13 protein-coding genes are annotated in these 11,550 nt (G+C 35.8%); 3 read left to right on the top strand and 10 right to left on the bottom strand.

All coding sequences use genetic code 11. The features are described from left to right. Positions 1 to 67: 67 nt before the first annotated feature. From HA632_RS04525 to rpsF, 5 genes are all read right to left on the bottom strand, one after another. Positions 68 to 541: a DUF6495 family protein gene (locus HA632_RS04525; RefSeq protein ID WP_176306021.1), complete on the bottom strand. Its 474-nt coding sequence runs from the start codon at positions 539 to 541 to the stop codon at positions 68 to 70. A gap of 73 nt (positions 542 to 614) precedes the next feature. Further along, positions 615 to 1,601 carry a hypothetical protein gene (locus tag HA632_RS04520; protein ID WP_176306020.1) on the bottom strand — a complete coding sequence of 329 codons (987 nt, stop codon included), beginning with the start codon at positions 1,599 to 1,601 and terminating at the stop codon, positions 615 to 617. 69 nt (positions 1,602 to 1,670) lie between these two features. Further along, a complete protein-coding gene (rplI, locus tag HA632_RS04515; protein ID WP_171223123.1) occupies positions 1,671 to 2,111 on the bottom strand; it encodes a 50S ribosomal protein L9 in 441 nt (146 codons plus the stop codon). A 64-nt stretch (positions 2,112 to 2,175) separates the two neighbouring features. After that, positions 2,176 to 2,472, bottom strand: a complete 297-nt coding sequence (gene rpsR / locus HA632_RS04510) for a 30S ribosomal protein S18 (RefSeq protein WP_131476582.1) — start codon at positions 2,470 to 2,472, stop codon at positions 2,176 to 2,178. Between the two features lie 5 nt (positions 2,473 to 2,477). Further along, positions 2,478 to 2,822 carry a 30S ribosomal protein S6 gene (rpsF, locus tag HA632_RS04505; protein ID WP_176306019.1) on the bottom strand — a complete coding sequence of 115 codons (345 nt, stop codon included), beginning with the start codon at positions 2,820 to 2,822 and terminating at the stop codon, positions 2,478 to 2,480. Between the two features lie 188 nt (positions 2,823 to 3,010). On the opposite strand from rpsF, the gene HA632_RS04500 reads away from it, so the two are divergent. Further along, entirely contained in the window at positions 3,011 to 3,706 is a 696-nt protein-coding gene (locus HA632_RS04500; protein WP_176306018.1) for a LytTR family DNA-binding domain-containing protein, read from the top strand. Positions 3,707 to 3,712: 6 nt separating this feature from the next. Here the strand turns inward: HA632_RS04500 and priA are convergent, their stop codons facing one another. The 3 genes from priA to nadC form a co-directional block, all read right to left on the bottom strand. Continuing rightward, the gene (gene priA / locus HA632_RS04495; protein WP_176306017.1) at positions 3,713 to 6,163 is read right to left on the bottom strand and encodes a primosomal protein N'; all 2,451 of its coding nucleotides are present in this window, start codon (positions 6,161 to 6,163) and stop codon (positions 3,713 to 3,715) included. A gap of 111 nt (positions 6,164 to 6,274) precedes the next feature. Further along, positions 6,275 to 7,231 (bottom strand): YihY/virulence factor BrkB family protein, encoded by a 957-nt coding sequence (locus HA632_RS04490; RefSeq protein WP_176306016.1) that lies wholly within the window; start codon positions 7,229 to 7,231, stop codon positions 6,275 to 6,277. Between the two features lies 1 nt (position 7,232). Then, positions 7,233 to 8,090, bottom strand: a complete 858-nt coding sequence (gene nadC / locus HA632_RS04485) for a carboxylating nicotinate-nucleotide diphosphorylase (RefSeq protein ID WP_176306015.1) — start codon at positions 8,088 to 8,090, stop codon at positions 7,233 to 7,235. A gap of 98 nt (positions 8,091 to 8,188) precedes the next feature. On the opposite strand from nadC, the gene HA632_RS04480 reads away from it, so the two are divergent. Then, a complete protein-coding gene (locus HA632_RS04480; protein ID WP_176306014.1) occupies positions 8,189 to 9,214 on the top strand; it encodes a quinone-dependent dihydroorotate dehydrogenase in 1,026 nt (341 codons plus the stop codon). Here the strand turns inward: HA632_RS04480 and HA632_RS04475 are convergent. Beyond that, on the bottom strand, positions 9,184 to 9,906 hold the full coding sequence (locus HA632_RS04475) for a DUF3307 domain-containing protein (RefSeq protein WP_176306013.1): 723 nt from the start codon (positions 9,904 to 9,906) through the stop codon (positions 9,184 to 9,186). The genes HA632_RS04480 and HA632_RS04475 overlap by 31 nt on opposite strands. Next, entirely contained in the window at positions 9,903 to 10,514 is a 612-nt protein-coding gene (locus HA632_RS04470; RefSeq protein ID WP_176306012.1) for a SatD family protein, read from the bottom strand. Before HA632_RS04470 ends, HA632_RS04475 begins: the two co-directional genes overlap by 4 nt. A gap of 171 nt (positions 10,515 to 10,685) precedes the next feature. Between HA632_RS04470 and HA632_RS04465 the strand changes: the two genes are divergently transcribed. Beyond that, complete coding sequence (locus HA632_RS04465) at positions 10,686 to 11,549, top strand: hydroxymethylglutaryl-CoA lyase (protein ID WP_176306011.1); 864 nt, start codon at positions 10,686 to 10,688, stop codon at positions 11,547 to 11,549. Position 11,550 lies beyond the last annotated feature (1 nt).

Here is an 11,550-nt window from a genome sequence, read left to right as displayed (position 1 = left end):
ATTGGCTATACTAGTTGCAAATTGTGTGCACTAAAATAGCCAATATTTTTGAAAAAGGAATAAACTTTTATGACTGAATTATTCCGTTGATTTGCAGATACAATTGTCCGTCGCTCAAAATAGCACCTTGCTTAATCAAATCAAAAATAGCTGTGTTTCGCTCTTGTTCGTATTCTTTTTTACCCAAATGGATTTCAACGGTATCAGTGAATAAGTTATCACTTAGCCATTGCAAACCTTCTTTTTCCATAAAATTGACATCCGGTTCTAAAGCTTTCAAAACGATAGACTGAATTAATTTTTCCTGACAGTGAAAAAGGAATATGTGATTTTTGGAGAAATGCTCTAAATATTGCGCATTGGTTAAAACGCCTTCCCAAATCAAATCGGAGAACACGTCCAGTTCTTGTTCGGCTACTTCCGGCTTATTGGTTTTTATCGAATCCCATTCGGCTTTGTCTATGGATTGTGTGGCTAAGAAGTTACTGAATTCCTGATGTAAAGCTTCGAATTGTTCTTTGGTTAGTCTTTTGTATTTCATTATTTAAACTTTCAGACGTTAATGACTTTAATAAAAGGTGCAAATGTATTATTTTGGAGATTAATAGAATAACTTACTTTTTAAAAAAGATTGCTTTAATGGAAACAATGTTCAATGGAAACTCAACAATTACATGAAACATACTTAAAAAAAACAAGGCGATAATACCCACTTTATAGCTGTAAGTGTACAATGCTATTGAAGCAATCCAAAGAATCAAAATCAATAAAAACTTAGGTTTAGAGAGGTTTTTATTCCAACCTATGATGGAGGTTTTCGAAAACCAATTCAAATAATGATAAGTATAAGCAAATGCAATAAAGGATTGGATTTTGAGTATTAATCCGGAATTAAAGTTGAATTCTGAAATCGGAATTTCATTCCACAATTGGTTAAACGAAACAATAACATTTTTAAATCGAGATTCTAAAAAAATAATTTTAACCGATTCAGAAATCTGCCATGGAAATACAAATGGATTATAAAAAATAAAAAAAGGCACAAAAACCAACATTATAATCGCTGCAACACCATAAATTGAAGGTGTTTTTAAAACCCCAAAGACCATAAATAACATAGTAAACAAATACACATGGATTAAAGTCGGTAAAAAAACACCAACCATCACGAATGAAAAAGGAATAAACTTTAAAAAAAGTCCTCCTAGTACAATAGCAGCAATTAATGATACAATGATTTTTTTTGTCTCTTTAAACAAAATCAGGCCAATCGAAAAAAACAAACTGGAAACGATTAAGAGATTGATCAACCATTTAGAATAAGAAAATAAATACCCTGAAAAAAAAGTCTCAATCTTTAAGTATTTTAAAAGGGAAATTACAGTTATTGATACTGTAAAGCCCAACAATATCCAGATGTATCTTTTATCTCTGACAAAATAATCTTTTTGATGAAGCCAATTGATTTCAGTCATATAATGTAATGGTCCTAAAACCGCATAAGAAAAAAGAAAAAGTTCAAAAGGAATAATCAATGAAACAAACAATGACAAAAAAATCAATACGATATTTAATAAGTCAATTTTAACCGCTGTAGTCATAGTCACTTTTTCTAAGATAAAAAAAAGTCCCGACTTACATCGGGACTTTCAGTTTTGTATGTTGAAATATTATTTCTCAGCTACAATTTCGTATGGCAATTCGATAACCACTTCTCTGTGTAATCTTACAGTAGCAGCATATTTACCAGTACGTTTTACAACTCCGCTAGTGATGAATTTTCTGTCGATTGGTTGACCGGCAGCTTCTAATGCAGCAGCAATGTCAATGTTTGTAATCGAACCGAATAATTTTTCTCCACCGGCTTTAGCTGTGATTTTAATCTCTAAAGCTTTTAAGGCTTCAGCTAATTTTTTAGCATCGTCTACAATTTTAGCTTCTTTGAAAGCTCTTTGTTTTAAGTTTTCAGCTAAAACTTTTTTTGCAGAAGGTGTTGCCAATTGAGCAAACCCTTGCGGGATTAAATAATTACGACCGTAACCGTTTTTTACTGTCACTACGTCATCTTTAAATCCTAAATTTTGAACGTCTTGTTTTAAGATCAATTCCATGTTGTTGTCCTTTATTAGAGAAGTTAGGTTTCTGTTACGAAAACCAACAACTATTGTTTAATTATTATTTTAATAAATCGGCCACGTATGGCATTAAAGCTAAGTGACGAGCTCTTTTAACAGCTACTGACACTTTTCTTTGGTATTTTAATGAAGTTCCTGTTAAACGTCTTGGTAAAATTTTACCTTGCTCGTTTACGAATTTCAATAAGAAGTCAGGATCTTTGTAGTCTACATATTTGATTCCTGATTTTTTGAAACGACAATACTTTTTAGTTTTGTTAGTTTCGATGTTCAAAGGCGTTAAATATCTGATATCTCCGTCTTTTTTTCCTGAAGCTGATTGTTGCAAATTTGCCATAATGATTAAGCTTTAGAGGTTTCTTTTAATTTAGCTCTTCTTCTTTCCGCCCAAGAGATAGCGTGTTTGTCTAAACTTACAGTCAAGAAACGCATCACTCTTTCGTCACGTCTGAACTCAGTTTCAAAAGCAATCAAGGCTTCTCCTGATACTTGGAATTCGAATAAATGGTAAAAACCACTTTTCTTGTTTTGGATTTCGTAAGCTAATTTTTTTAAGCCCCAATCCTCTTTGGATACCATCTTTGCTCCTTTTGACGTAAGAAAATCTTCAAATTTGCTTACTGTTTCCTTTACCTGAACTTCAGATAAAACGGGATTTAAGATGAAAACAGTTTCGTAATGATTCATAATAAATTTTGTTAAATTTTAAATTGGGCGCGAAGATATAAAATCTTTTTCGAAATACAATCACAACAGCCCCGAAATCGTCTAAAAGTAAAAAATATCGTTTAAAAGCAAAAAAAATCGATAAAATGCTTGGTGGTTCCAAAAAAACTATATACTTTTACATCACCAAATCTATAATAAATAATATTATGAAACTAAATTGTGTTGTTGTTGATGATAGTTCGATCCAAAGGATGATCATTGCAAAGTTAGTAAATAATCACCCGAATCTACATTTAGTAGGTGATTTTTCTAATGCAATTGAAGCAAAAAATTGCATGTCGGTTCATACTGTTGACCTAATATTCCTCGATATTGAGATGCCGGTTATCAGTGGTTTTGATTTCTTAGACGGCTTAAAAGTAAAACCCCAAATTATTTTTATCACGTCAAAAGCAGAATACGCTATGAAAGCGTTCGATTATGATGCTACGGATTACCTACAAAAACCAATAGCTTTAGATCGTTTCAATGCTTCTGTTCGAAGAGCGATGGATTTCCATATGCTTAAGAAAGAAAATCAAGAAGAAGAAGGAGAACACATCTTTATTAAGAGTAACTTGAAAAAACTTAAAGTTTATACCAATAAAATTAAGTGGATTGAAGCTTATGGAGATTATGTAAAAGTAGTAACGGAAGAAGACAGTAATCTGGTACTTTCTACTATGAAATCGTTCGAACAGGATTTGTCAAAAGACAAGTTCATCAGAGTTCACAAGTCTTACATTATTAATATTGATAAAGTGGAACGTTTCAACAGTAAGTTTGCCGAAATCGGAGTTACCAAGATTCCTTTGAGCCGTAACAAAAAAGAAGATTTAATTAAAGCTTTAGCTATTGCTTAAATTTACTCAATAAAAATCGACATTTACAGTAACTTTAATGGTTCTGTATTGCGATACCACCTCAAAACTATTCAGGACTTTCTGGATAGTTTTTTTTGTGCTTTGTAATGACGCGTCAGCAGGAATTTTGACCATAATGGTACGAATGTATTCATTGCGAATTCGGCTAATAGCCGGTTCTTCCGGACCAAGAACAGGAATGGATAGGTTTTGTTTTAAAACTTGATACAACCACATCGAACCTTCTTTCAATTTGTCAAAATCTCGATGCTTCAACGTTAACTTTATCAAACGATAAAATGGCGGATAGTGATAAATCTTCCGTTCGTACAATTGTTCCTTATACATGCCTTCATAATCGTTGTTGGTGACTTGCTGAATCACATTGTGCAACGGGTTGTAGGTTTGGATAATTACTTTTCCTCTTTTTTCACTTCTTCCCGATCGCCCGGAAACCTGTGTCATCATTTGGTAACTTCTTTCAAACGCACGAAAATCGGGATGATACAACATATTGTCGGCGTTCATGATACCCACCAAAGATACATTGTCGAAGTCTAATCCTTTCGCGAGCATTTGCGTTCCGACTAAAACATCAATTTCACGATTTTTAAATCCGTCAATGATTTTTTCAAAACTGTATTTCCCACGAGTCGTGTCTTGGTCCATGCGTTTGATGTTCTTATTCGGAAATAATTCGGCCAATTCCAATTCGATTTGTTCGGTGCCGAATCCTTTGGTTTCCAAGTCTACACTCGAACAAACATGACAATTAGAAGGTTTGGCCATATTGTAACCGCAGTAATGACAACGCAATTGGTTTTTGTATTTATGATACGTCAAACTCACATCACATTGCGGACATTGCGGTACATGACCACAAGTAATACATTCTAAAACCGGAGAAAAACCACGACGGTTTTGAAATAAAATAACCTGTTCGTTATTAGCAAATGCTTCGGTAATTTGCTCGATGAGTGTCAAACTGAAATGACCTTTCATCTTTTTACGGAAGTAACTGTCTTTTAAATCAACCAATTCAATTTCGGGCATTGGCACTTTGCCGAAACGCTCTTTTAACATCACCAAACCAAATTTCCCCGAAGTTGCATTATAATAGGTTTCAATACTTGGCGTAGCCGAACCTAACAGAACCTTAGATTGATGGGCATTTGCCAAGACTATAGCCGAATCTCGCGCATGATATCTTGGCGCCGGATCTTGCTGTTTAAAAGTTGGTTCGTGTTCTTCATCCACGATAATTAATCCCAAATTGGAGAATGGCAAAAACAACGCCGACCTTGCTCCAATGACGACTTGCGCTTTTTCGGAACGATTTAAAACTTGGCTCCAAACTTCTACCCTTTCATTATTACTGTACTTTGAATGGAAAACGGCGACTTTATTGCCAAAATGCTGCGTCAAACGCCCTACTAATTGTGTGGTTAAAGCAATTTCAGGCAACAAATACAGCACTTGCTTTCCGTCGGCTATATAATTTTCTATGAGTTTGGTATAGATTTCTGTTTTTCCGCTGGAAGTTACGCCGTGCAATAAACAAACGTCTTTTTCTTCAAATGATTTCTCGATTTCATCAAACGCATTTTGTTGCGCTTCACTCAAAGACAATTTGTTTTCTGTTTTGTTTTTATCAAAATTGACTCTGTCTTCCTGAATATAGTATTCTTCAAAAACACCTTTTTCCACCAAAGCTTTTACGATAGCGGAGGAAGTTTGAGCCATTTCGGTCAATTGCTTTACTGAAATGGGCTTCTTTTCTTGGGCATGCAATTGGAAATATTGAAGTACTACATTTTTTCTTTTTTCCGATTTTAAACTGTCCAAAAGAGCAATTAAGTTTTCTTCAGCCGAATAATCTTGGTGTAAACGAATATAACGGATAAGTTTGGGTTTGTATGCTTCCTGAATTTCCTCTTCAAGCGAAATGATATTTTTGTGGATTAACTTTTGAATAACCGGCAAGACCGTTTTCTTGTTTAGGATATCAATAATATTCTGAACTTTCAACGAACTCTGATGTTGCAAGGCTTCATAAATCAGGAACTCATCGTCTGACAATTCGGCTTCGGTTACAATCGTTTCTTTGCGTTGGGAAATAATCGTTTCGCTTTCCAGCAACAAGGCTGACGGCAAAGCACCGCGATACACATCGCCAATATTGCACATATAGTAAGATGCAATCCAAAACCAAAGATTGATTTGAAATTCGTTTACGATGGGTTTTTCATCCAAGATTTGGTGGATTTCTTTGGCTTCGTATAATGTGGGTGCATTTTGATGCAAATCGATTGCGATGGCAGTATAGATTTTATTTTTACCAAAAGGCACTGCAATCCGCATTCCTTTTTTAATAAAATTATATTCAGCATCCGAAACCTTGTAAGTAAAGGTTTTAGGGAGAGAAAGCGGAATGATAACTTCAATAAAAAAAGACATGGCAACTAATTTAAAAAAGGCGGACAGTTTGAGTTTTAACCCTGATCGCAGCGGCATCTCGTCTTTTTGGACGAGATAGAGCGAAGAGCAGGAATTACATTTAAAAAAAGCCTACTGTTGGGTTTCTTGCGCTTCTAATTCTTTTCGTTTTTCACGTTTGATATGATTGATAGAAGCGTTTAAATCGAAACCTAAGAGCAATACCATACAGTTGATCCAAATGTAAAACATCACCACGAGTAAAGTTCCGATAGAACCGTAAAGCTCATTGTATTTGGAAAATTTCACGACCCAAATCCCGAAGAAATAGGATGAAATAATAATCAAAATTGTCGTAAAAACAGAACCAATCGAAATAAAGGAACGGTTGGCTTCTCGCTTGATTCCAAACTTGAACAACAAAGAAGTCGCGGTTAAAATCATTAGAATCACGAAAGCATAACGTCCCATTTCTATCAAGGGAATATTGTCTGACAAGACATCTTGAATTTTGGTTTTTTGAATCAAAACTTCAAACACCACTATAGCTGCAACGGTTATTATCAGAAGCAAGGACAATAAAATTGAAAGTCCTAAAGACACAAAATATTGCCTGAAAAACTTTCTTTTCAGCATGATATTCATATGGTGAGAACTCTCAAATCCGCCTAAAATAGCATTAACACCATTGGTCATCAATAAAATGGCCATAAAAAATCCCGTTGAAATTAATCCGGAATTACTGTTGTGCAAAATATCATTGATGATTTTAAAAATTGCATCATAGGTCGTGGGTGGAACGCTTTGTCTCACAAACCCTAAAAAATCGTCTTGAAAACCTTCTATTGGAATGTACGGAATCAGATTCAGAATAAAAAGCGCAAACGGAAACAAGGCCATAAAGAAACTAAAAGCAATGGCTCCGGAACGGTAAGAAATAGCACCTTCGAAAATTCCGATAAAATAAATTTCGATTAAATCATATAGTGACAGACCGTGCAACCAAGGCAATTGGATTTTTTGCAACAACAAAACCAATTGTCTGACTACCGGAATTTTTTTTAACCTGGCTTCGATTTCGACACTCATTTTAAAAGGCTTTTAGACTTAAATCCATATTGTAAACCGAATGGGTCAAAGCGCCGGAAGAAATGTAATCCACGCCGCATTCTGCATATTGTCGAATAGTGGTTTCATTGATGTTTCCTGATGATTCCGTCAAACATTTATCGCCAATTAGCACTACAGCTTTTTCGGTATCTTCAAAATTAAAGTTGTCAATCAGTATGCGATAAACACCATCGTTTTGAAGGATTTCTTCAATTTCGGCTAAGCTTCTGGCCTCGACTACAATCTTTAAATCTAAATTATGATGTTTTAAAAAAGCTTTCGTTTTGGTAATGGCTTGGGTAATTCCACCGGCAAAATCATTGTGATTGTCTTTCAACATGATCATGTCATACAACGCAAAACGATGGTTTTCACCGCCGCCGATTTTAACGGCCCATTTTTCACAAGCTCTAAAACCGGGAGTCGTTTTTCGAGTATCTAAGATTTTGGTTTTGGTGCCTTCTAAAAGTTGGACGTATTTATTAGTCTTTGTTGCAATCGCAGACATTCTTTGCATCGAATTCAGTACCAAACGTTCCGCTTTCAAAATAGATTGTGAACTACCCGAAACGTGAAAAACAACATCACCATGTTTTACGGGCATTCCGTCTTCAATAAAAACTTCGACTTGCAAAGTTGGGTCAACATTCTCAAAAACCATTTGAGCAAATGCTACTCCGGCAATAATTCCGGTGTCTTTAACTAAAAGTTTGGCTTTTCCTTTGGCATCATCGGGAATACAAGCCAGCGAACTGTAATCGCCCGGACCAATATCTTCACGAATGCCATTTTGAATAATTATATCAAGTTCTGTTTGAAACTGTTTCTCTGAAATCATTAGACAAGTATTGTTTGGCTAAAGTAGTATTAAATTTAGTGATTTAAAAATGAAAATTGAATTTGAATTTCTATTTTTGCAGTACAACAACACAACACATGTACAAACTACTCCTTCGCCCAATTCTTTTTTGGTTTGATCCGGAAGAAGTGCATTATTTCACTTTCTCTTTGGTTAAATTCATCTCCAAAATTCCTTTTGTTCCCAACCTTTTAAAATCGATTTATGAAGTCGAAGACAAACACCTGGAACGCGAAGTTTTTGGCTTAAAATTCAAAAATCCGGTCGGTTTAGCGGCAGGTTTTGACAAAGACGCCAAGTTGTATAATGAATTATCACATTTTGGTTTCGGCTTTATCGAAATCGGCACTTTGACACCAAAACCTCAAGACGGAAATCCTAAAAAACGTTTGTTCCGTTTAAAAGAAGACAGCGCAATCATTAACCGAATGGGATTTAACAATGGCGGTGTTGAAGCGGCTGTTTTGCGATTAAAAGAAAACAAAGGCGTTTTAATTGGCGGCAATATTGGCAAAAACAAAGTTACTCCAAATGAAAATGCAACTTCCGATTACTTGATTTGTTTTGATGCCTTGTTCAATTATGTGGATTATTTTGTAGTGAATGTGAGTTCTCCGAATACGCCTAACTTAAGAGAACTTCAGGAGAAAAAACCTTTAACAGAGTTATTAAACACTCTACAATCGCACAATTTGTTGCACAAAAAACCGAAGCCAATTCTATTAAAAATTGCGCCCGATTTGACCAACGAGCAACTATTGGATATTATTGATATTGTAAATGATTCTAAAATCGCTGGTGTTATTGCAACCAACACTACAATTTCTCGAGAAGGTTTGCAATCTGGAAATAAAGTCGAAACCGGTGGCCTATCAGGTAAACCGTTAACCGAACGTTCCACAGAAGTCATTCGTTTTCTTTCGGAAAAAAGCAACAAAGCCTTTCCTATTATTGGGGTTGGCGGTATCCATTCGGCTCAAGATGCGATTGAAAAGCTGGAAGCCGGAGCGAGTTTGGTGCAATTATACACCGGATTTATTTATGAAGGCCCGAATTTGATTAAGGATATCAATCAGGCCATTTTGAGAAAATACAAAGCATAATTGTAAAGCAATCCCACAACGAAAGCAATCCCAAAACTCAACAAGGTTCCGATGAGAACATATTCGGTCAGCTTTCGGTCTTTGGCTTCTTTTAAATCTCCGAACCTGAAGATAGATTTGGCGGCCAACAGAAATCCTATGGCTTCCAAGTGTCCTGTAATCACAAAATAAAACACAAATAGTCGTTCCAAGATACCAATATAATTCCCGGCATTCTGTAAAGAAGTGTCGGGTTTTTCAGTTTTACTTTCCGGCGTCCAAATCGAAATGATATTTTTAATAAGTATAGATGTCGGTTTGCTTAGCAATATCAAAGCAGTTGCTAAAACCCAAACTTGTTCCCCAATTAAAGTAAAATCGAGACTGATATTACCATACCAAAAGGCGATTAAAACCAAAATCCCCAAATGCAATAATTGGTCAACAATAAACCAATTTCGCTTAGTGGTTTCTTTCTGAAAACGCAACTTGATAAAATCAATAAAGCCATGTGACAAAGCCAAAGCAACAGCATAGCCTATAAAATTTGCTTTTCCAACGACTATAAAAGCCATAACGCCGTGTAATAAAGTATGCAAGTACAGGTAAAGACTACGGTGAACTTTCCTTTCTTTGTCCAAAACCCAAGAAGTCGGTTGGAACAAGAAATCGCCCAACAAATGCACCAAAAGAAGCTTTACAAAAATAATCATACGCTTAGATTTCTAATTTTTTGACGGAAATAATGATCGGTTTCCAAGAGCAAGTCATATTGCGCACGTTTTCTTCTTCGGCTGACAGCGGCTTGATTGATGCCCAACTTCTGCCCGATTCCTTCCTGTGACAACGTTGGGTTTTGCATGGCAACCTGAACCAATTCTGCCGATTGCGGCAACCAGCTGTCCATGAACGTTGAGGCCAAACGCAGTTTTAAGTTCAAATCAAAATCTAACTCCGCGTTTCCCGTATTTACCGCTAAATTCACTTTTTGTTTTTTTAATGTTTGAAAAACTTCTCCCGACCGCAAAAAGGCAGACCCGTTGCTTTCGGATATTTTCTGGGCGCTATATGTTTTGTCTCCAATCCCGATGCTCATTCGGGCATCTAATTTCAAAGTTTTGAAATAAGCTTTGATTTGTAAAGCCGCAAAAAATGCTTCTTCCGGATTTTTTATCTCTAATTGAAATTCATCACCACGATAGATTTCCCAATCATTCGGACTCCTTCCAAACGAGTTCAATAGAGTCTTTAAGCCGTCTATCCAAACGTTGGAAGACAGCTTTCTGGAATTGACAATATCGCCGGTTATAATGCTTATCATAACTCAAATATAGGCAATAAATTTTATAAACCAAATTTTATTACCAAAATGTGTAATAAATTAAATTATTACCAAAATGTGTAATATTTAATTTTATTACTCAAAAAGGTAATGCTTGGTCAAAATATAAATTTTAAAAAATGGCGAGTTTTAGTATCTTTGAAATCGATTATGAAGCCTATCAAAATTATAGAATGTCCGCGCGATGCCATGCAAGGCATTAAAACCTTTATTCCAACCGAGAAGAAAGTAGATTATATTCAATCCTTGCTTCGCGTTGGTTTTGATACGCTTGATTTTGGAAGTTTTGTTTCGCCTAAAGCCATTCCGCAAATGCAAGACACCGCGGAAGTCTTAGCACAATTGGATTTATCCCAAACTCAAAGCAAACTTTTGGCCATCATTGCCAATACCCAAGGCGCACAATTGGCGTCTGTTCACAAGGAAATTCAATATTTAGGTTTTCCTTTTTCGATTTCGGAAAACTTTCAAATGCGTAATACGCACAAGACTATTGCTGAAAGTTTAGTCACCTTACAAGAGATTCTAGACATTGCCAACGCATCAAATAAAGAAGTCGTGGCATATTTGTCAATGGGATTCGGCAATCCTTACGGCGATCCATGGAATGTGGAAATTGTAGGCGAATGGACGGAACGATTGGCCAATATGGGCGTAAAAATTTTATCGCTTTCGGATACTATCGGGAGTTCTACTCCTGATGTGATTGATTATTTATTTTCGAATTTGATTCCGAAATACCCTGATATAGAATTTGGCGCCCACTTACATACCACTCCCGATAAATGGCACGAGAAAGTAGATGCGGCCTACAAAGCCGGTTGTCGTCGATTTGACGGAGCGATTCAAGGTTTTGGCGGATGCCCGATGGCCAAAGACGATTTGACCGGGAATATGCCAACGGAAAAACTGCTCTCCTACTTCACCACTCAAAGAGAAAATACCGGTACGAGTCCGATGAGTTTTGAAAGTGCTTATAATGAAGCCTCTAAGATTTTTAATGCTTATCATTAAA

This window comes from Flavobacterium sp. J49 (assembly GCF_011742145.1).
In the GTDB taxonomy this organism is placed as follows: domain Bacteria; phylum Bacteroidota; class Bacteroidia; order Flavobacteriales; family Flavobacteriaceae; genus Flavobacterium.
Note: the sequence above shows the minus strand (reverse complement) of the source record. Positions and strands in the feature narration are given on the sequence as shown.